Here is a 19,596-nt window from a genome sequence, read left to right on the forward strand (position 1 = left end):
TATCAGCCGAAGAACCAGTAGCAGACGCCGATAGCGCCGAGCACACCGGCCAGCTCGGCCAGCAGCGCGCAACCGACGGCATGCCGGGCGCGCTGGATGCCCACCGCGCCGAAGTACACCGCCAGCACGTAGAACGTGGTTTCGGTGCTGCCCTGGATCGTCGCCGCCACCAGCGCCGGGAAGCTGTCGACCCCGGAGGTCTTCATCGTTTCGATGAGCATCGCCCGGGCGGCGCTGCCGGAGAACGGTTTGACCATCGCAGTCGGCAGCGCATCGACGAAGCGCGTGTCCCACCCTGCCCACTGCACCAGATGACGAATGCCGTCGAGGCCGAAATCCAGTGCGCCTGACGCGCGCAATACGCCGATGGCGCAAAGCATCGCCACCAGATACGGCAGCAGATTCTTGGCGACGTCGAAACCTTCCTTGGCACCTTCGACGAAAGCCTCGTAGACCTTCACCTTGCGCAAGGCGCCGATCACCAGGAACAACATGATCAGGCCGAACAGCGTCAGGTTGCCGAGGATCGACGACAGGCCCGCCAGCGCCGTGGCCGACATCGTCGCCAGCAACGCCATGAAGCCGCCGAGGATCAGCGCGCCGGGAATCAGGTAGGCCAGCACCACCGGGTCCCAGACCCGCAGGCGCTGCATGAACGCCACCGACAGGAAGCCGACGATGGTCGAGCAACTGGTGGCCAGCAGGATCGGCAGAAACACCAGCGTCGGGTCCGGCGCACCTTGCTGGGCGCGGTACATGAAGATCGTCACCGGCAGCAGGGTCAGGGACGACGCGTTGAGCACCAGGAACAGGATCTGCGCGTTGCTGGCGATGGTCGAGCTGGGGTTGAGTTCCTGCAGCGCTTTCATGGCCTTGAGGCCGATCGGCGTGGCGGCGTTGTCCAGGCCCAGGCCGTTGGCGGCGAAGTTCAGGGTGATCAGGCCCAGCGCCGGATGCCCGGCCGGCACCTCCGGCATCAGCCGCAGGAACAGCGGCCCGAGTACCTTGGCCAGCCATTCGACGATCCCGGCTTTCTCGGCAATGCGCAGAAAGCCCAGCCACAGGGTCAGGGTGCCGAACAGCAGCACCATGACCTCGACCGACAGCTTGGCCATGGCAAAAATGCTTTCCACCATCGCTGCAAAGATTCCGGCGTTACCGCCGACCAGCCACTGCACCAGCGCCGACACGGCTGCCACGATGAAGAAGCCAAGCCACAGGCCATTAAGCATCAGTCAAATCCCCCGGAAGATGCGGCGAATGATAGCGGGGTCGCCAGAAACGACAAACCCCGGATTTCTCCGGGGTTTGTCAGGGTGCCTTGCGGGCGGGGATCAGTTTTTCGAAACGTCACCGGCCGGCAGTTTTTCCTTGCTGCGCCAGTGCGGCAGCGAGTTCCAGTAGCGCTGGCCCTTGGCGTCGTCGTACATGCCTTCCCAACGGGCGATGACCAGTACGGCGAGGGCGTTGCCGATCACGTTCAGGGCGGTACGCGCCATGTCCATCACACGGTCGACACCGGCGATGAACGCCAGGCCTTCCAGCGGAATACCGACGCTGCCCAGAGTGGCCAGCAGTACCACGAAGGACACGCCCGGCACGCCGGCGATGCCTTTGGAGGTCACCATCAGGGTCAGGACCAGCAGCAGTTGCTGGCTGATCGACAGGTCGATGCCGTACAGCTGTGCAATGAAGATCGCCGCGATGGATTGGTACAGGGTCGAACCGTCGAGGTTGAACGAGTAACCGGTCGGCACCACGAAGCTGCAGATGGCTTTCGGTGCGCCGTAGGCTTCCATCTTCTCGATCACGCGTGGCAGCACGGTTTCCGAGGAGGCGGTGGAGTAAGCCAGCACCAGCTCATCCTTGAAGATGCGCATCAGCTTGATCACCGAGAAACCGAACATCTTGGCGATCAGGCCCAGAATCACGAAAGCGAAGAAGGCGATGGCGACGTAAACCAGGATCACCAGCTTGGCCAGCGGCAGCAGCGAAGCGAAACCGAAGTTGGCCACGGTCACCGCGATCAGGGCGAATACGCCGATCGGGGCGTAGTTCATGATCATGTGGGTGACTTTGAACATGCTTTCCGAGACGCCCTGGAACATCTTCACCAGCGGCTCGCGCAGGTCCGACTGCAGGCTCGACAGACCGAGGCCGAACAGCACGGAGAAGAAGATGATCGGCAGCATCTCGCCGCGGGCCATGGCCGCGAAGATGTTCGACGGGATCAGGTTGAGGATGGTCTCGATGAACGCGTGTTCATGCTGTACTTCGGCGGCGGTCGCCTGGTACTTGGAGATGTCCACGGTGCCCAGGGTGCTCATGTCGATGCCGGCACCCGGATGGAACAGGTTGGCCAGCAGCAGGCCGACGACAATGGCGATGGTGGTGACGATTTCGAAGTAGATGATGGTCTTCAGGCCGATACGCCCGAGCTTCTTGGCGTCGCCCACGCCGGCGATGCCGACGATAAGGGAAGAAATGACGATCGGGATCACGATCATCTTGATCAGACGGATAAAGATATCGCCTGCCGGTTGCAGGACGTTGCTGATCCACCAGGCCTTTTCGGCACTGAAATGGTTGAGCAACGCACCGATTGCAATCCCCAATACCAGACCGATGAGGATCTGCCAGGCGAGGCTAAGCTTTGCCTTCTTCATATTCTTTACCCTTACTTGCGTTTGACTCAAGGCACATGCAGGAACTGGAACGCTCTTGGCGGAAAAGTCTGTGCATCTGCCTCCGTATAAGGTGCCCCGAAGCGCGTGTTTACGGCTCTCCGGCAGGCGAAAAAAGGCGCAACTATTCCGATGCGGGGTTGCGCCGTCTAATGCCGTAAACGCCTACCCTATGCCGAATCGGCATGAGCTTTTTTAAATGAAACTGACGTCCCAACCGGTTCGAATACGACATTTCGGCAGGCATAAGTGCCGTGAACCGGCCATTACAGCGTAGATTGGTTATTTTTTGAACGAGTGATTTCGACGAAAATTTTCGGAAAAAGCCTACGTTTGGAAACTAAAAGTCCCACTGGCTTAATCGACTCTTTCTCGATATACGGTCGCGACGAAACACCGCGAAATGCTTTTCGCGCAAAGTGTGAGCCATAAAAGGACGAGCAGAACGCTCTGGATCAATGTTTTGTCACTTTGAAAGCTCAGCGCAAGTCCGTCGAACCGCTCCGGGTTGGCGAACTTGCGTCGCAGCTTTTACCCTGACCCGGCCCTCATCGCAGGCACTCCCTGTACCCGTAGGTCACTCCGACCCTGCAACAGTCAGAACGTCCCGGCCCCCTGGTCATGCGCCGGCCTTCCTCGGGCGGGCGCAATGGAAGGCAGCTGTCGGCTGCCTTCATGTTCAATACCAGTTCGGATCTTTCTTCAGCGTTTCCATCAACAGATCCTGCATGCCCTGATCGGGTTTGCCGAGGAAGCGGTAGGTGGCATGTCGCGTGGGCGATTTGTCGGCCGGCAATCCTTCGGGCACATCGACCAGCATGGCGTAAGCGTGTTTCTTGTCGAAGCTGAACGCGACGATCAAGCGGTGGTTGAGGCATTTGTCCTGCGATTCGCAGAGCGGCCCGACCAGATACTTGTCGCCGTCTTCAGTGACGGCATTCATCTGTTGGTCCGGCGTACCGGAGAGGTTCATCACCCATTCCGGCAGGCGTTCTTCCTTCTTCACCACGCCTTCCCAGGTTTCCCTGTAGTGCGGGTCGGAACTCAGCAGTTCGTTGACCCGCGTCTGGCCATCATTGGCCGCCATCGCCATGGCACTACCGCCCAGAAGCAGGGCGGCTGCCAGTGTCTTTAAAGCACTCATGGTCAACCTCGGCCGCGACGGCCAAAGAAGAACGAGGCGATGAACATCACCAGGAACACGACAAAGAGAATCTTGGCGATACCCGTGGCGGTGCCCGCGATACCACCGAAGCCCAGTACTGCAGCGATGATGGCAATGATCAGGAATGTGATTGCCCAGCTCAACATGGTGATTCTCCTTGTTTCTATTTAGGGGTGTTGCCGGTCTCGGCGCAGCGGCGCCCAGATTCGTGGATCAGAAAACCCAGCGTTCTTCACGTGGCATGTCGCCCAGCGGTTGCGGCTGGTCGACATCCATCATGCGCATTGCACCGTTGTCGGCCTGGCTGCTGCTGACGGCGCTGAAGTGCGTCTGCGTTGCGTGCTGCATCGAAATCAGGGGCTCAGGTTGCTGACTCTGTTCCCAGCGCAGGTATTGCTGGCAGGCGATCAGGGTAATCAGCAGCGCAAGTGCGCCAAACAGGGCCTGCTGCAGGTGCAGTGGCGAGATACGCATTTGGGCGGCACGTTGGCGAGTCATCCTGGGTTCCTCACTCTTATTCGGTTATGGCAGTGCATATCTGCCCGGGCTGAGAGAGGTATTGCAGCCTGCATGCCAGCTTTTTTGTTTTAAAAAATCCAATAAAATCAGATAGTTATGAATGTAATGAGAAATCAGGACGACGCATCCTGCACGATGGCTCATCCACGGTCGTGCGAAATGCACGAATGTTTCGTAGGAGAAATCATTCTTTTTGAATTGAGAGCAGGGTGCGGATGTCAGAAAAGGAAGCAGGCAAATGCCTGAAAAACGCCGGTTGTTTAAAAAATCAACAAAATCAGTGAATTAGCCGTGAGGGCAGGAGAGAGCTACCCTGCTATGACTGGAATCGATCAGAATCAACCATGCAACTTGCCCGATTTTTCCGGGACTAACCCAAGACATTCACTTATGGAGCGTAGGAAAAATGGAATCAGCCACTGAGCATCAAGGCCGCATTCTGCTGGTGGACGATGAATCCGCCATCCTGCGAACCTTCCGTTATTGCCTCGAAGACGAAGGCTATACGGTTGCCACCGCCAACAGCGCGGCCCAGGCTGACGCGCTGTTGCAGCGTCAGGTGTTCGATCTGTGCTTCCTCGATCTGCGCCTCGGCGAAGACAACGGCCTCGACGTGCTGGCGCAAATGCGCATCCAGGCGCCGTGGATGCGGGTGGTGATCGTCACCGCCCATTCGGCTGTCGATACGGCGGTGGATGCTATTCAGGCGGGCGCCGCCGATTATCTGGTCAAACCGTGCAGCCCTGACCAGTTGCGCCTGGCGACCGCCAAGCAGCTTGAAGTCCGCCAGTTGTCTGCGCGTCTGGAAGCCCTCGAAGGCGAGATCCGCAAACCCAAGGACGGCCTCGATTCCCACAGCCCGGCGATGAAAGTCGTACTGGAAACCGCGCGGCAAGTGGCGAGCACCGACGCCAATATCCTGATCCTCGGCGAGTCCGGCACCGGTAAAGGTGAGCTGGCTCGGGCGATTCACGGCTGGAGCAAGCGCGAGAAGAAATCCTGCGTCACCATCAATTGCCCGTCGCTGACCGCTGAACTGATGGAAAGCGAGCTGTTCGGTCACAGTCGCGGCGCATTTACCGGGGCCAGCGAAAGTACCCTGGGCCGGGTCAATCAGGCGGATGGCGGCACGCTGTTTCTCGACGAGATCGGCGATTTTCCACTGACATTGCAGCCAAAGTTGCTGCGATTCATTCAGGACAAGGAATACGAACGGGTAGGGGACCCAGTCACCCGCCGCGCCGATGTGCGCATCCTTGCGGCCACCAACCTCAACCTTGAAGACATGGTGCGCGACGGTCGTTTCCGTGAAGACCTGCTGTATCGCTTGAACGTCATCACTCTGCATTTACCTCCGCTGCGCGAGCGGGCCGAAGACATCCTGACCCTGGCCGACCGCTTCCTCGCCCGTTTCGTGAAGGAATATGCCCGCCCGGCCCGGGGCTTCAGTGACGAGGCGCGGGAAGCGTTGCTGGGCTACCGCTGGCCCGGCAACATTCGCGAGCTGCGCAACGTGGTCGAGCGGGCGAGCATCATTTGTCCGCAGGAGCGTGTGGAAATCAGCCACCTCGGCATGGCCGAACAACCCGCCAACAATGCGCCGCGCGTCGGTGCGGCCCTGAGCCTCGACGAACTGGAGAAGGCCCACATCGGCGCAGTGCTGGCGACTGCCGGCACCCTCGACCAGGCGGCCAAGACTCTCGGGATCGACGCCTCGACCCTGTATCGCAAGCGCAAGCAGTACAACCTGTGAGCGCCCGCCGATGAAACTGGCGATGAAGTTGCGGACCCGCTTGTTCCTGAGCATTTCCGCGCTGATCACCGTGGCCTTGCTCGGGCTGATGCTCGGGCTGGTCAGCGTGATGCAAATGGCCGGTACTCAGGAGGCGTTGATCCGCAACAACTTCGTCACCCTCGACCTGGGCCTCAAGCTGCGCCAGACCCTGGGCGATCAACTGATCATGATGCTTGCCGAGAAGCCCGATCCGGTGGCCTTCGAAGCGTCCAAACAGCATTACTTCGAACTGCTCGACGAGGGCATCGCCCAGGAACAGAAGGACGACGGACGCCAATACGGGTTCAGTCAGGCCAAGGCGGATTATCTGAACTTCCTCCAGGCATTCGATGTGTCCCGCGACCCGGCTGCGGCCCTGAGCGGTAGCGGCGATCTGCGTGAACGCTTCAACACTCTGCGCAACGGCTTGATCGCCGAGCACAAGCACGCACTGGACAACATCAACTCCGTACAACACGCCGCCCGCGACCGGGCCTTGCTGATTGCCGGCCTGCTCGGGCTGGTGGGGCTGGCGGTGTTGATCATCGGTTTCATTACCGCCCAGGGAATCGCCCGCCGGTTCGGTGCACCGATCGAGGCGCTGGCGAAAGCGGCGGACAACATCGGCCAGGGCAATTTTGAAGTGACCCTGCCGGTGTCCTCGGCCATGGAAATCAACCTGCTGACCCGGCGTTTCGGGCTGATGGCCGAAGCGCTGCGCGAGCATCAGGCGACCAATGTCGATGAACTGCTGGCCGGCCAGCAACGCTTGCAAGCGGTGCTCGACAGCATCGATGACGGTTTGCTGATGATCGACCGTCAGGGCCATCTCGAGCACTTGAACCCGGTGGCCCAGCGGCAATTGGGTTGGGACAGTGACCGTTTTGGCGAAGGCCTGGGCACTGCGCTCCAGCGTCCGGAACTGGATGCGCAGCTACAACTGGTGCTGCGCGGCGGCACCCTTGAGCGCGCGCCGGAAGATTTGAGCATCGAGGTTGATGGCGAGTCGCGGCTGCTGACCTACAGCCTTACGCCGGTCAGCCATACTCAGGGGCATATCCTCGGCGCGGTGATGGTGCTGCACGATGTCACCGAACAGCGGGCCTTCGAGCGGGTTCGCAGCGAATTCGTGTTGCGTGCCTCCCACGAACTGCGTACGCCAGTGACCGGCATGCACATGGCGTTCGGGCTGTTCCGCGAGCGGGCGAAGTTTCCGGCGGAATCCCGCGAGTCGGATCTGCTCGACACGGTCAATGAAGAAATGCAGCGCCTGATGCAGTTGATCAACGACCTTCTGAACTTCTCGCGCTATCAAAGCGGCTTGCAGAAACTCACGCTGGCGCCGTGCTCCATCGAGGATTTGCTGGCTCAGGCTCAATCGCGTTTTGCCGACACGGCGGCGCAGAAGGGCGTGGCATTGAATGTCGAGGTACAGAGCCCGTTACCGCGCTTGCAGGCCGATCAGGCCCAGCTGGATCGGGTGCTGGACAACCTGATCGACAACGCCTTGCGCCATACGGCCCGCGACGGCCTGATCCGTTTGCAGGCGCGCCGGCATGGCGAGCGGGTGATCATCAGCGTCGAGGACAACGGCGAAGGCATCGCTTACGGCCAGCAAGGGCGAATTTTCGAACCGTTTGTCCAGGTCGGACGCAAGAAGGGCGGGGCCGGGCTCGGGCTGGCGCTGTGCAAGGAAATCGTCCAGCTGCATGGCGGCCGGATGGGCGTCTATTCGCGGCCGGGGCAGGGCACACAGTTCTACATGGCGCTGGCGGTCTAGGCTTCGTCGTCCATCCGGCGGCCGGCGAGCCGCCGTCCCCGGGTAATCAGCTCGATGAATTGCACGGCGCTCAAGGCATGGGCGAACAGCCAGCCCTGGCCGAACTTCACGCCTTCGCTGCTGAGCAGCGCTGCTTGGGATTCATGTTCGATACCTTCGGCAATCACCTTCAGGTCCAGTGCCTGGGCCATGTGAATGATGTGCGGCGCGACGCCGCTGCTGGCCGCGTCATGGCCGAGGGCGTCGATGAAGGCCTTGTCGATTTTCAGGCAGTCCACCGGTAGGGTCTGCAGGTAGGCGAGGCTGCAATAGCCGGTGCCAAAATCGTCGATCAGCACTTGATGACCGACATCGCGCAGCGCTTGCAGGTTTTCCCGTGCGACCACCACATCGATCAGGCCGCGCTCGGTCACTTCGAACGCAATCTGCCGCGCTGCCACCCGATGCAGGCTCAGCAGCCGTGCCATGACCTGGCCGATGCGCGGCACCATCACATCGCACGCTGCCAGGTTTACCGAGATGTACAGCTGCGGATTGGCCCGCAGCAATTGACCCAGTTGCTCCAGCAGGCGCTGGAGGACGAAATCGGTCATCTGGCGGATCTGCCCGGTGTTTTCCGCCATCGGGATGAACAGGTCGGGGCTGGTCAGCGTGCCGTCCGGCCGGCGCCAGCGCAGCAAGGCTTCGGCACCGACGCAGTTGCGGCTGTCGAGATCGAAGATCGGTTGATACAGCACCTGCAATTCGCCCCTGCGGATCGCACCGTGAAGCTCGGCATCCAGAGACTGGCGCTGGCGCACGATCCAGAACACCAGAACGCCCACCAGCGCCCCGAGTACCAGACAGAACGGCACCATCCACCACCACAATTCCGGGATATGCATGCCGGTACGCGGCGTGATCAATACCAATTGATATTCCGGATTGTCGGTGGGCATGCGATAGATGAGATGCGTCTGGGTAACCTGCAACGCGTCGGTGGACTTCGGTGGCCACGGTTCAGTGGGTGGCCAGGCCTGTGGCACGCCAAGCACCGGAATCGCCCGGGTCCCGTGATCCAGCACCACCAGCAGGCTGCTGTCGGGAGACAGGTCGACCATGTCGGTCAGATGCCCGCGTGAGGTGGCCACGCGAAAGTTGCCGCGGCCGAGCATCAGCGCTGCGCGGTTTTCGTCGGGTTCGGTGGTGGTATTCAGCCAATAGCTGTAGGTCGGGCCCTTGATGTCCGGCGGGCGGACGACTGACAGCCCTTCCTGGCGTGGGCGGTTGGAACAGATGCGCGAGGCATCCATGTAGGCGGCTTCATAGACGAAGCGGTAGTTGAAGGTCACTTGCTGCAACGTGGCGATCATCTCGTCGTCGCAACTGCGCAGGGGTTGGGCCTCGAGGTCGTCCAGACTTTCACGCAACTGGCCGAACAATTGCTCGAGGCGGGCGAGGAAACGTTCGCCCTGGGCATTCATTTCCTGACTTTCGCTCTGTTCGACTTGATGCATGGCGACGAACAGCCCGCCGGTGATCAACAGGCCTGCACTGAGGACAGCCGCCAGCATCGCCAGAAACCACGGACGATAAAACCAGCTACGCAGCGCCTCTCGGGTAGCAACCATATGGATATCCGAAGAATTACCAATGAGTTATAGCTGCTGATTGGACTTTCGCCCTGACCGTCGGGCGGGCGTCATTATTTTGTCTGATTCAACACCAGCAGCAACGCTGCCGTTTGCGCATCCGGAGTACCGTCGAAGCGGGAAGGGCGGAAGTGCATCTGGAAGGCTGCGAGGACATGGCGGGTCGCCACGTCCAGCTCGCCGTTCTGCGGCGTTGCGTAGCCCAGGCGTGCCAGTTGGGTCTGGAACCAGCTGATGCTCGGTAACTCCACCTCGAACCGCACTTGCTGGCGGGCGACAGCTTGTTCGTCCGGCCACAAGCCAAGGCCTTCGGCAGCCAGGCGCTTCCACGGGAACAACGGGCCCGGATCAAGCTTGCGCAGCGGTGCGATATCGCTGTGGCCGATGATGTGGTCCGGGCTGATGCCGTTGCGTTTGCTGATGTCCTTGAGCAGGACGATCAACGACTGAACCTGGGCTTCACTGTACGGATACCACACGCGCCCGGTCGGAGTGTCCTTGAAGCCAGGGTTGACGATTTCGATGCCGATGGAGCTCGAGTTCAGCCAGGTACGACCCTGCCATTCGCTTTCGCCGGCATGCCAGGCCCGCAGGTTTTCATCCATCAGCTTGTAGATCGTGCCTTTCTTGTCGTCGCCGATCAGGTAATGGCTGCTGACTTCACCGTGGGTCAGCAGTTGCAGGGAGCGCTCAAGGGAGGCGGAGGTGTAATGCACGATCACGAATTGCGCGCGGCTGTCGTGATTGGCAGAAGGATGGCTGGTGTCGTAGCGCGGTCCGCTGGCACAACCGGTCAGAATGAGCAGCGACGTGATGAGGGCAAGGAATTTCATGGCAGTACACGCAAGTCAGTAATGCAACAGTGTAACGTACTGACCTGCGTGCGAACGGCAAAAGGGCTGATTTAAATGAAATGGAACAATTGTCTTCAGCCCAGCTCTACCCGGTTGCGACCTGCGTTTTTGGCCCGGTACAACGCCTGATCAGCTCTTTTGAGCACCAGATCGCTGTGTTCTCCCGGTCTGAACGCCGCCAGCCCCATGGAAATGGTGATCGTGACTCGCTCACCCTTGAAATGGAACGGGCAGGCCTCGATGGACGCGCGCAGGGTTTCCAGCAGTTTGGCGCCGACGGCCGGCGGAGTTGCCGGCAGCAGCAGGACGAATTCCTCGCCGCCGAACCGGGCGATGAAATCGCTGCCGCGCAGGCGCTTGCGCAGCACCGTGGCGATGATCTTCAGCACTTTGTCGCCGGCCAGATGGCCGTAGTTGTCGTTGATCCGCTTGAAGTGATCGAGATCGAGCATGGCCAGGCTCAGGGTATTGCCATGCTGCTGCCATTGGGCGATTTCGTGGTCGAGCCGCTCGCTCCAGGCGGCGCGGTTGGGCAGGCCGGTAAGCGGATCGATCAGGGCTTTCTGGCGCTGCTCTTCAAGGTGTTCGCGGTAGCCCAGTGCTTCCTGCTCCATATGCGCCACCCGTTCGGCCAGGCTTTTCAAACGTCCGGCCACTTCCTGTTCCCGGGCGTCACGCTGTTTCTGATGCTGGTCCATCGTGCCGAGCAGGCCTTCGAGGTGGTTTTCCAGTACCTGCTTGAGGTCGTCCAGGTCCGCCGCTTCCTGCACGCTGTTCTGCAGGCCATCGACCTGTTCACGGATCTGCGTGTCCATCGCTCGCGCCGCAGAGCTGTTGTCGGCGTGACCTTCGCTGGCAGCCTGCAGGTTGCTCTGGAACGCTTCGAGGCGCTCGTTGAGCTGCTGCAGATAGGCTTCGAACTCGTGCTGACCGCTGTCGGTAATGGCCAGCATCAAGGTCGCCAGATCGTCGAGAATCGGTAGCAGTTCGTACCAGTTGAGGCCGTGTTTCAGCCGATCGCGCATGGCCTCGGCTTGCGGGCGGTGGCGCTCAGGCAGGGTCAGGTCGTCCAGCAGGCCGATCAGCGTGTCTTCGATGTGCTTGGCCACCGAGCTGTAGGAGGGTTCGGGTGAATCCGGCAGGGCATAGAGAATGTCTTGCTCGGGTTGCTCCGGGTCGATGGCCGCCAGAGCCTGCGCGATGGGCTCGGGCAGGGGCAGACGGTCGAGGAAGACCGGGGGCGGGTTGTCGCCGGGGTGGATCAGTTCGTCGGGGTTGATGGCGAACGGTGTCGATGGCGCAAAGACCGGAGGCGGCGTGAAGGCTTGCGGCTCGGGTTCTGGCTCGGAGAGTACCGGTTCGTCGGGAGCTGTAACGACTTCTGTGATGATCCGGGCAGGCTCGAAGGCGACCACTTCCGGCTCTGCAACAGGCTCGGGTGTTGCTATTGGTGCTGAAGCTGAAGCTTGCAGTGGCGCGGCCAGAGGTGCGGCGACCGGAGTTTCTTTGACGGTCGCAAGGACTGCCGGTTCGGCAATTGCGGCTGGCGTTTCTGGCATTGGCGCGCTTTCAGGTGCGGCGGGCGGTTGCTCTGGCTGAGCGGCTGGAGAAGCCACGGCAGGCTGGGCTGCAGGTGCAGGCGTTTCCTCACTGTCGCGGCTGCCGAACAGGCGTTGCAGCAACCCCGGACGCCCCGGTTCCGCCGGCGTCTCCAGTTGGCTCAACGCCTTGCCCTGCAAACCACTGAGCTCACTGAGCAACAGCGGCATTTCCCGCGCCTGACTGACCCGGCCGTCGAGCTGTTTGGCGAACTTCTTCAGTGGCTGGGCGACGTCCCGGGGCAGGGGCAGCGATTGCAACTGAGTCACCAGCGAGTTCAGCGCGGTGCTGACCTGCTCGATCCGGGTTTCACGGCGTTGCTCGGAGTCGAGCACGGCTTTTTCAAGGCGCGGCAACAGGGCGGCGAGGCCGGCATCCATGTCGTCGGTGCGCACTACATCGCGCATTTCCTTCATGCATTGATCGACCACTCGATCGGTGCCTTCAGCCGCGAGCGTGCTACGCACCAGGCCGCGACGCAGCAGGTCGAGCCGGGCGTCCCATCGACGTTCAAGCTTTTCCTGTTGTTCGATGCTTTTGAGGTATTTCTCTTTCCAGCGCTGGGCTTCGTCGCTCATTCAGGCGTTCCGCGAGGGGCAGGACTCAACGCGGGCAATGCATCGGCCGTGAGCGAACCCGGCAGACGAATCTCTACCGCGACGGGCAGGTGATCGGAAATCGGTTGGGCCAGCACTTCGACCTTTTCCAGCGTCAGGGTCGGGCTGAGCAGAATATGGTCCAGGCAGCGCTGCGGGCGCCAGCTGGGGAATGTCGCTTCGAGTTGCGGGGCCAGCAGGCCGAGGTCGCGCAGGGGCGAGTGTTGCAGCAGGTCGCTGGCGTGGGTGTTCATGTCGCCCATCAGCACCTGATGCTTGTAGCCGCCGATCAGCTCGCGAATATAAGCCAGTTGCATGGTGCGTACCCGGGCGCCGAGCGCCAGGTGCATCATCACCACCACCAGCGCCTCGGGACCCTCGCCGAAGCGCACCAGAATCGCCCCGCGACCTTTCGGCCCTGGCAGCGGATGGTCTTCGATCGCCCACGGGCGCAGGCGACTGAGCACGCCGTTGCTGTGCTGGGCCAGTCGGCCAAGGTTGCGATTGAGTTGTTGATACCAGTAGGGGAAGGCGCCGAGATGGGCCAGGTGTTCGACCTGATTGACGTAGCCTGAGCGCAGGCTGCCGCCATCGGCTTCCTGCAGGGCGACCAGGTCGAAGTCGCCGAGCAGATTGCCGATCTTCTGCAGATTGCCTGAGCGGCCAGGGTGCGGCAGCAGATGCTGCCAGCTGCGGGTCAGGTAGTGCCGATAACGCTCGGTACTGATGCCGACCTGGATATTGAAGCTGAGCAAGCGCAAACGGCTGTCTGCGGGCAGGCCCGTGGATTCCAGGTGATGCTCGTTGACCTGCGGATCATGCAGGCCGACGAGACGTTCGGTTCCCCAGCGGCGCATGGCGATTGCCGCGCTTAGTTGGCGGCTGCCTTGTTGGCCGCTCGCTCTTTGGCGACCAGTTGGTCAGCCAGCTTCAGAGCTTCCTCGGCACCCCCGGCAGAGCCGATGTCAAAGCGGTATTTGCCGTTGACGATCATGGTTGGAACGCCGGAGATTTCATACTTCTTGGCCAGTTCACGAGCCTTGACGATCTGGCCCTTGATGGCGAAGGAGTCGAAGGTGGCGAGGAACTTGTCCTTGTCCACGCCTTGGGTGGCGAGGAAGTCGGCCATGTCGTTCTTGTCGGTCAGTTTCTTGTGTTCTTTCTGAATCGCGTTGAACACGGCCGCGTGAACGCTGTGCTCAACGCCCATGGCTTCCAGGGTCAGGAACATCTGACCGTGTGCGTCCCAAGGGCCGCCGAACATGGCCGGGATGCGGACGAAGTTGACGTCGGAAGGCAGTTTTTCAACCCAAGGATTGATCACCGGCTCGAAGGCGTAGCAGTGCGGGCAGCCGTACCAGAACAGTTCCACCACTTCGATCTTGCCAGGCACGGCAACCGGAACCGGATTGCTCAGCTCGACGTACGGGGCAGCAGGTGCTTCGGCAGCCTGGGCGGTTACGCCGAACAGGCTGGCAGCGACGAGAGCGGCGCTGATGATCAGATTACGCATGCTTTACTCCTGGACAATTTTGTTTGCCTCGCGCGGGCTGTTTTCAGACAGATCCTGGCGGGCATGAGTTCTGTAGTGTAACGGCAGCGGCCACAAAAAAGGGCGGCCAAAGCCACCCTTTTTATACTTCATGCAACGGATTAATCGAGCGTTAACGTGGCGGGAGTTGTCCTGCGCGCGCAACGCTCTAATCACCCTCGCAGGCCTGGCCTTAGTGCAGGCCTTGAATGTAGCTGGAGACCGCCGCGATGTCCTCGTCGCTCAGCTTGCGAGCGATGGTGCGCATGGTCATGGCATCGCCATCGTTGTTGCGACCGGCTTCTTCCTTGCGGAAATCGGTCAGCTGTTTGGCGATGTATTGAGCGTGCTGGCCACCCAGGTGCGGGAAGCCGGCGGCGGCATTGCCCGCGCCGTTCGGCGAGTGGCAACCGGTGCAGGCTGGCAGGCCTTTTTCCAGGTTGCCGCCACGGAACAGGGCTTCACCGCGAGCGACGATCTTCGGATCGGCGGCGCCGACGCTGCCTTTCTGGCTGGCGAAATAGGCGGCGATGTCAGAGAGGTCCTGATCGCTCAGGTTGGTCAGCAGTCCGGTCATTTCCAGAACGGTGCGCTTGCCCGACTTGATGTCGTGCAGTTGCTTGGTCAGGTAGCGTTCACCCTGGCCGGCCAGTTTCGGAAAGTTTGGCGCCATGCTGTTGCCATCCGGGCCATGGCAGGCCCCGCATACGGCAGCCTTCGCCTGGCCTGCGGCAGCATCGCCTGCAGCATGGGCGAAACCTGAAATTCCCACGGTCAACAGCAGACTCACGATCAGTTTGTTCATCAGCTAATCCAACTACGGCTAAGGGTTAAGAGTTATGGACCGGGTTTACTTCCGCTCATCCAGAGGATGATGGCCTGGTAATCCTCGGCACTGCAGTCCATGCACAAACCACGCGGCGGCATCGCCTTGAAACCCTGGGTCACGTGTTGCACCAGCGTCTCCATACCTTTCGCCAACCTCGGCGTCCAAGCTTCCTGATCGCCTCTTCTGGGCGCCATGGGTAGTTGGCCGGAATGACAGGCACCACAAACACGGTTGTACACGGCTTCCGGATCCTGTGTAGCCTGTGCGCTGTAAAGCGGCATCAGAACTCCGGCAGCCAGCAGCCATTTCGTCATAAAACGACCTTTTCAGGGTTGAGAGCGATCTGCGTTCTGTTGCGCAATCAAAGTCTGTCGCTCTCGTGAACTTCATCCTTCGCTGGGACAAAGCACACACAAAATCTGCGGCATTATATACTGGCGTCACTGAAACGGAAGCGACACCGCGTTCCGCGCCCAATCCCGGCGCTGCCCACATCGGAAATCCCATGCAACTCAAGAATCCCATCCTCGGCCTGTGCCAACAGTCCACGTTCATGCTCAGTGCCGCCAAAGTCGATCAGTGTCCCGACGACGAAGGCTTCGAAGTGGCGTTCGCCGGTCGTTCGAACGCCGGTAAATCCAGCGCGCTGAACACCCTGACTCACGCCAGCCTGGCGCGCACCTCGAAAACCCCGGGTCGCACACAGCTGTTGAACTTCTTCAAGCTAGACGATGAACGGCGTCTGGTCGACCTGCCGGGCTACGGTTATGCAAAAGTACCGATCCCGCTCAAGCAACACTGGCAGCGTCACCTCGAGGCTTACCTCGGTGGCCGCGAGAGTTTGAAGGGGCTGATTCTGATGATGGACATCCGTCATCCAATGACCGACTTCGACCTGCTGATGCTCGACTGGGCCGTTGCGGCCGGCATGCCGATGCATATTCTGCTCACCAAGGCCGACAAGCTGACCTACGGCGCCGCCAAGAACACTTTGCTAAAAGTGCAGTCGGAAATTCGCAAGGGGTGGGGCGATCTGGTGACGATCCAGCTGTTCTCCGCACCAAAACGCATGGGCCTGGAAGAGGCCTACACCAGGCTGGCGGGCTGGATGGAACTGGCGGATAAAGGTGCTGAATTGCCTGCTGAGTAAATCGCAGGCAAAAAAAAGCCCCGGACTTCATATGGGGAGGGAGAAGTTCCGGGGTTCAAGTTCCGAACCGCTAGGGCGGGGTTCAGATATCTGCCAACACTTAACACAACATAGGAGCATCGAAGGGCTTCACCAGCCATTCAGTAACTCTGAGTGGCCTGTCGCAAGATTAGTTCAGATTCTTTTCAAAAAACTTTGGAATAAGCTCAAGAACGATCAGAACTAAGTCCCTTCCGATGCTTTTGCCGCGACGCCATGTCGCGGCAAAAGCCCGGTCCAGAGGCCTCAGTGCGCCTCGTCCCAGTTGTTGCCAACCCCCACTTCCACCAGCAACGGCACATCCAGCTTCGCCGCTTCGCTCATGTGCACGCGAATTTCGTCGCGAACCTGATCCACCAGATCCTCGCGAACCTCCAGCACCAGTTCGTCGTGCACCTGCAGAATGACTTTGGCGTCCAGCCCCGAAGCGCTCAGCCAGTTGTCCACCGCCACCATGGCTTTCTTGATGATGTCCGCTGCGGTGCCCTGCATCGGCGCGTTGATCGCCGTGCGTTCGGCAGCGGCACGTTCCTGCGGCTTGTTGGAGTTGATATCCGGCAGATACAGACGGCGGCCGAAGATCGTTTCCACGAAGCCTTGATCCGCTGCCTGCGCACGGGTGCGGTCCATGTATTCACGAACGCCCGGGTAGCGCGCGAAGTAGGTGTCGATGTAGGCCTTGGCGGTCTTGGTGTCGACGCCGATGTCCTTGCCCAGCTTTTGTGCGCCCATGCCGTAGATCAGACCGAAGTTGATCGCCTTGGCGCCACGGCGCTGGTCGGAGGTCACTTCGTTCAGTTCGACCTTGAACACTTCCGCCGCCGTGGCGGTGTGCACGTCCAGATTGTTGCGGAAGGCGTTCATCAGGCCTTCGTCGCGGGACAGGTGCGCCATGATCCGCAGTTCGATCTGCGAGTAGTCCGCCGCCAGCAGTTTGTAGCCTTTCGGCGCAACGAAGGCTTGACGAATGCGTCGGCCTTCGGCGGTGCGTACCGGGATGTTCTGCAGGTTCGGATCGCTCGAAGACAGGCGCCCGGTCGACGCGACGGCCTGATGGTACGAGGTGTGGATACGTCCGGTGCGCGGGTTGATCTGCTCCGGCAGGCGATCGGTGTAGGTGCTTTTCAGCTTGCTCATGGAACGGTGTTCCATCAGCACTTTCGGCAGGCGGTGATCGTCTTCGGCCAGTTTCGCCAGCACTTCTTCGGCAGTGGACGGCTGGCCCTTGGCGGTTTTCTTCAGTACCGGCAGGCCGAGTTTTTCGTAGAGGATCACGCCCAGTTGCTTTGGCGAGCCGAGGTTGAATTCTTCACCGGCGATCTCGAAGGCTTCACGTTCCAGCGCGACCATCTTGTCGCCCAGCTCAATGCTCTGAACGCCCAGCAGCGCCGCATCGACGAACGCCCCCTGACGCTCGATGCGAGCGAGCACCGGCACCAGCGGGATCTCGATGTCGGTCAGCACGCTGGCCAGGCTCGGGATGGCGCTGAGTTTTTCGAACAGTGTCTGGTGCAGGCGCAGGGTCACGTCGGCATCTTCGGCGGCGTATGGGCCCGCCTGTTCCAGCGCGATCTGATCGAAGGTCAGTTGCTTGGCGCCTTTGCCGGCGATGTCCTGGAAACTCACGGTGGTGTGATCCAGGTACTTCTGCGCCAGGCTGTCCATGTCGTGACGGGTGGCGGTGGAGTTGAGCACGTAGGACTCAAGCATCGTGTCGAAGGCAATCCCGCGCACGGTGATGCCTTCGTTCTGGTCGCCACCGATGGCGCAGTTGGCCAGGATGTTCATGTCGAACTTGGCGTGCTGGCCCACCTTGAGTTTGTTCGGGTCTTCCAGGATCGGTTTGAGCGCGCGCAACACGGTGTCGCGATCCAGTTGCTCCGGCACGCCGATGTAGGAGTGGGTCAGCGGGATGTAGGCCGCTTCGTTGGCCTGCACTGCGAAGGACAGACCGACCAGTTGCGCCTGTTGCGCGTCGACGCCGGTGGTTTCGGTGTCGAAGGCGAACAGCTTGGCGTTCTTCAGTTTTTCCAGCCAGACATCGAAACGGGCCTGATCGAGGATGGTTTCGTACGCGGCCTTGGCCGGTGCGACCTGTGCTTCTTCCGCAGGTGCGCTGAACAGGTCGACGGCCGGCTCAGGCGCGGCGGCGCTGCTCAGTTCCAGGCGTTTGGCATCGCGCTCCAGATCGTTGATCCAGCTCTTGAACTCCAGCAGGGTGTAAAGCTCAAGCAGCTTGGCCGGATCTTCCGGGCCCATTTGCAGGTCGTCGAGGCCGATGTCCAGCGGCACGTCGACCTTGATGGTGGCCAGCTGATAGGAAAGGAACGCCATCTCCTTGTGCTCTTCGAGCTTGGCCGGCAGTGTCTTGGCGCCACGGATCGGCAGGGTCGGCACGATGTCGAGCTGCGCATACAGCTCGGTCAGGCCGCCGTTGACGCCCACCAGCAGGCCGGACGCGGTTTTCGGCCCGATGCCGGGAACGCCGGGGATGTTGTCGGAAGAGTCGCCCATCAGGGCCAGATAATCGATGATCTGCTCCGGAGCGACGCCGAATTTCTCCTTCACGCCCTCCACGTCCATCGAGCTACCGGACATGGTGTTGACCAAGGTAATGTGGCCGTCGACCAGTTGCGCCATGTCCTTGTCGCCGGTGGAGATGATCACCGGGCGGTTGGCGGCCGCGCTGCTGCGGGCCAGGGTGCCGATCACGTCATCGGCCTCGACGCCTTCGACGCACAGCAGCGGGAAGCCGAGGGCTTTCACGCTCTGATGCAGCGGCTCGATCTGCAGGCGCATGTCGTCGGGCATGCTCGGGCGGTTGGCCTTGTATTCGGCGTACATCTCATCGCGAAATGTCCCGCCCTTGGCGTCGAACACCACGGCGAACGGGCTGTCCGGATACTGCTTGCGCAGGCTCTTGAGCATGTTCAGCACGCCCTTGACCGCGCCGGTCGGCAGGCCTTTGGACGTGGTCAGCGGTGGCAGCGCGTGAAAGGCGCGGTACAGGTAAGACGAACCGTCCACCAGGACGAGGGGGGCTTGGCTCATGAGCAGGATCAACCTTTTCGGCGGGTCCGGCGCTAGAATAGCGGGACCGTTGACGACAAAGGGACAAGGTTATCATGCGTACGTTAAATCGCTTGCTGCTGGTCAGTTTGATTGCTGTCTCACCCTTGCCTGCGATCGCGGCGGATGATGCGCCGTCAGCGGAGCCGGAAGTCACCATCCGCACCGAGGGTGACAAGACCATTCAGGAGTACCGGCAGAACGGTTTCCTGTACGCGATCAAGGTGACCAAGAAGGGTTTCCCGCCCTATTTTCTGGTGCGTGCGGACGGTACTGATGCAAACTTCATCCGCTCGGACCAGCCGGATATGCTGATCCCGGCGTGGAAGATTTTCGAGTGGAAGTAGTTTCTTAATTTCAACCGGCGCCGGCTCGA

Annotated in this window: 17 protein-coding genes; 4 read left to right on the forward strand and 13 right to left on the reverse strand. The window is 60.8% G+C overall.

Annotated features, from left to right (window positions below; all coding sequences use genetic code 11):
- Positions 1–2: 2 nt before the first annotated feature.
- The 5 genes from DXT77_RS27580 to DXT77_RS27600 form a co-directional block, all read right to left on the reverse strand.
- On the reverse strand, positions 3–1,232 hold the full coding sequence (locus DXT77_RS27580) for a nucleoside recognition domain-containing protein (protein ID WP_085713054.1): 1,230 nt from the start codon (positions 1,230–1,232) through the stop codon (positions 3–5).
- A 102-nt stretch (positions 1,233–1,334) separates the two neighbouring features.
- A complete protein-coding gene (gene gltP, locus DXT77_RS27585) occupies positions 1,335–2,666 on the reverse strand; it encodes a glutamate/aspartate:proton symporter GltP (RefSeq protein ID WP_011331769.1) in 1,332 nt (443 codons plus the stop codon).
- Between the two features lie 697 nt (positions 2,667–3,363).
- Positions 3,364–3,828 carry an inhibitor of vertebrate lysozyme family protein gene (locus DXT77_RS27590; RefSeq protein ID WP_085713053.1) on the reverse strand — a complete coding sequence of 155 codons (465 nt, stop codon included), beginning with the start codon at positions 3,826–3,828 and terminating at the stop codon, positions 3,364–3,366.
- A 2-nt stretch (positions 3,829–3,830) separates the two neighbouring features.
- Positions 3,831–3,995 carry a DUF1328 domain-containing protein gene (locus tag DXT77_RS27595; protein WP_003177151.1) on the reverse strand — a complete coding sequence of 55 codons (165 nt, stop codon included), beginning with the start codon at positions 3,993–3,995 and terminating at the stop codon, positions 3,831–3,833.
- A gap of 67 nt (positions 3,996–4,062) precedes the next feature.
- A complete protein-coding gene (locus DXT77_RS27600; protein ID WP_039764878.1) occupies positions 4,063–4,347 on the reverse strand; it encodes a hypothetical protein in 285 nt (94 codons plus the stop codon).
- Positions 4,348–4,774: 427 nt separating this feature from the next.
- Here DXT77_RS27600 and algB point away from each other — a divergent pair, with 427 nt between their 5' ends.
- Together algB and DXT77_RS27610 are read left to right on the forward strand one after the other, a co-directional pair.
- Positions 4,775–6,121 (forward strand): sigma-54-dependent response regulator transcription factor AlgB, encoded by a 1,347-nt coding sequence (algB, locus tag DXT77_RS27605; protein WP_025112294.1) that lies wholly within the window; start codon positions 4,775–4,777, stop codon positions 6,119–6,121.
- A 10-nt stretch (positions 6,122–6,131) separates the two neighbouring features.
- Positions 6,132–7,922, forward strand: a complete 1,791-nt coding sequence (locus DXT77_RS27610; RefSeq protein WP_119429917.1) for a KinB sensor domain-containing domain — start codon at positions 6,132–6,134, stop codon at positions 7,920–7,922.
- Here the strand turns inward: DXT77_RS27610 and DXT77_RS27615 are convergent.
- From DXT77_RS27615 to DXT77_RS27645, 7 genes are all read right to left on the reverse strand, one after another.
- Positions 7,919–9,532 carry an EAL domain-containing protein gene (locus DXT77_RS27615; protein WP_119429918.1) on the reverse strand — a complete coding sequence of 538 codons (1,614 nt, stop codon included), beginning with the start codon at positions 9,530–9,532 and terminating at the stop codon, positions 7,919–7,921. The two genes, DXT77_RS27610 and DXT77_RS27615, sit on opposite strands and share 4 nt — an antisense overlap.
- A 74-nt stretch (positions 9,533–9,606) precedes the next feature.
- Positions 9,607–10,386, reverse strand: a complete 780-nt coding sequence (locus tag DXT77_RS27620; protein ID WP_119429919.1) for an N-acetylmuramoyl-L-alanine amidase — start codon at positions 10,384–10,386, stop codon at positions 9,607–9,609.
- Positions 10,387–10,481: 95 nt separating this feature from the next.
- Complete coding sequence (locus DXT77_RS27625; protein WP_119429920.1) at positions 10,482–12,584, reverse strand: GGDEF domain-containing protein; 2,103 nt, start codon at positions 12,582–12,584, stop codon at positions 10,482–10,484.
- Complete coding sequence (locus DXT77_RS27630; protein ID WP_085713047.1) at positions 12,581–13,459, reverse strand: endonuclease/exonuclease/phosphatase family protein; 879 nt, start codon at positions 13,457–13,459, stop codon at positions 12,581–12,583. The genes DXT77_RS27625 and DXT77_RS27630 overlap by 4 nt, the downstream gene beginning before the upstream one ends.
- A gap of 14 nt (positions 13,460–13,473) precedes the next feature.
- Entirely contained in the window at positions 13,474–14,115 is a 642-nt protein-coding gene (locus DXT77_RS27635) for a thiol:disulfide interchange protein DsbA/DsbL (protein ID WP_085713046.1), read from the reverse strand.
- A 211-nt stretch (positions 14,116–14,326) separates the two neighbouring features.
- The gene (locus tag DXT77_RS27640; RefSeq protein ID WP_065260178.1) at positions 14,327–14,938 is read right to left on the reverse strand and encodes a cytochrome c; all 612 of its coding nucleotides are present in this window, start codon (positions 14,936–14,938) and stop codon (positions 14,327–14,329) included.
- Positions 14,939–14,970: 32 nt separating this feature from the next.
- Positions 14,971–15,276, reverse strand: a complete 306-nt coding sequence (locus DXT77_RS27645) for a cytochrome c5 family protein (protein WP_085713044.1) — start codon at positions 15,274–15,276, stop codon at positions 14,971–14,973.
- Between the two features lie 191 nt (positions 15,277–15,467).
- Between DXT77_RS27645 and yihA the strand changes: the two genes are divergently transcribed.
- On the forward strand, positions 15,468–16,112 hold the full coding sequence (gene yihA, locus DXT77_RS27650) for a ribosome biogenesis GTP-binding protein YihA/YsxC (RefSeq protein WP_119429921.1): 645 nt from the start codon (positions 15,468–15,470) through the stop codon (positions 16,110–16,112).
- Between the two features lie 285 nt (positions 16,113–16,397).
- On the opposite strand, the gene polA is transcribed toward yihA, so the two are convergent.
- Positions 16,398–19,202 carry a DNA polymerase I gene (gene polA / locus DXT77_RS27655; RefSeq protein WP_119429922.1) on the reverse strand — a complete coding sequence of 935 codons (2,805 nt, stop codon included), beginning with the start codon at positions 19,200–19,202 and terminating at the stop codon, positions 16,398–16,400.
- Between the two features lie 74 nt (positions 19,203–19,276).
- Here polA and DXT77_RS27660 point away from each other — a divergent pair, with 74 nt between their 5' ends.
- Positions 19,277–19,567 carry a DUF2782 domain-containing protein gene (locus DXT77_RS27660; protein WP_114880887.1) on the forward strand — a complete coding sequence of 97 codons (291 nt, stop codon included), beginning with the start codon at positions 19,277–19,279 and terminating at the stop codon, positions 19,565–19,567.
- Positions 19,568–19,596 lie beyond the last annotated feature (29 nt).

The organism is Pseudomonas sp. 91RF (assembly GCF_003576265.1).
GTDB classification, from domain to species: Bacteria; Pseudomonadota; Gammaproteobacteria; order Pseudomonadales; family Pseudomonadaceae; genus Aquipseudomonas; species Aquipseudomonas kribbensis.

Excerpts from the sequence above, each read along its gene's own strand:
- DXT77_RS27580 (WP_085713054.1), bottom strand. The coding sequence starts at position 1,232 with ATGCTTAATGGCCTGTGGCTTGGCTTCTTCATCGTGGCAGCCGTGTCG.
- gltP (WP_011331769.1), bottom strand. The coding sequence starts at position 2,666 with ATGAAGAAGGCAAAGCTTAGCCTCGCCTGGCAGATCCTCATCGGTCTG.
- DXT77_RS27590 (WP_085713053.1), bottom strand. The coding sequence starts at position 3,828 with ATGAGTGCTTTAAAGACACTGGCAGCCGCCCTGCTTCTGGGCGGTAGT.
- DXT77_RS27595 (WP_003177151.1), bottom strand. The coding sequence starts at position 3,995 with ATGTTGAGCTGGGCAATCACATTCCTGATCATTGCCATCATCGCTGCA.
- DXT77_RS27600 (WP_039764878.1), bottom strand. The coding sequence starts at position 4,347 with ATGACTCGCCAACGTGCCGCCCAAATGCGTATCTCGCCACTGCACCTG.
- algB (WP_025112294.1), top strand. The coding sequence starts at position 4,775 with ATGGAATCAGCCACTGAGCATCAAGGCCGCATTCTGCTGGTGGACGAT.
- DXT77_RS27610 (WP_119429917.1), top strand. The coding sequence starts at position 6,132 with ATGAAACTGGCGATGAAGTTGCGGACCCGCTTGTTCCTGAGCATTTCC.
- DXT77_RS27615 (WP_119429918.1), bottom strand. The coding sequence starts at position 9,532 with ATGGTTGCTACCCGAGAGGCGCTGCGTAGCTGGTTTTATCGTCCGTGG.
- DXT77_RS27620 (WP_119429919.1), bottom strand. The coding sequence starts at position 10,386 with ATGAAATTCCTTGCCCTCATCACGTCGCTGCTCATTCTGACCGGTTGT.
- DXT77_RS27625 (WP_119429920.1), bottom strand. The coding sequence starts at position 12,584 with ATGAGCGACGAAGCCCAGCGCTGGAAAGAGAAATACCTCAAAAGCATC.
- DXT77_RS27630 (WP_085713047.1), bottom strand. The coding sequence starts at position 13,459 with ATGCGCCGCTGGGGAACCGAACGTCTCGTCGGCCTGCATGATCCGCAG.
- DXT77_RS27635 (WP_085713046.1), bottom strand. The coding sequence starts at position 14,115 with ATGCGTAATCTGATCATCAGCGCCGCTCTCGTCGCTGCCAGCCTGTTC.
- DXT77_RS27640 (WP_065260178.1), bottom strand. The coding sequence starts at position 14,938 with ATGAACAAACTGATCGTGAGTCTGCTGTTGACCGTGGGAATTTCAGGT.
- DXT77_RS27645 (WP_085713044.1), bottom strand. The coding sequence starts at position 15,276 with ATGACGAAATGGCTGCTGGCTGCCGGAGTTCTGATGCCGCTTTACAGC.
- yihA (WP_119429921.1), top strand. The coding sequence starts at position 15,468 with ATGCAACTCAAGAATCCCATCCTCGGCCTGTGCCAACAGTCCACGTTC.
- polA (WP_119429922.1), bottom strand. The coding sequence starts at position 19,202 with ATGAGCCAAGCCCCCCTCGTCCTGGTGGACGGTTCGTCTTACCTGTAC.
- DXT77_RS27660 (WP_114880887.1), top strand. The coding sequence starts at position 19,277 with ATGCGTACGTTAAATCGCTTGCTGCTGGTCAGTTTGATTGCTGTCTCA.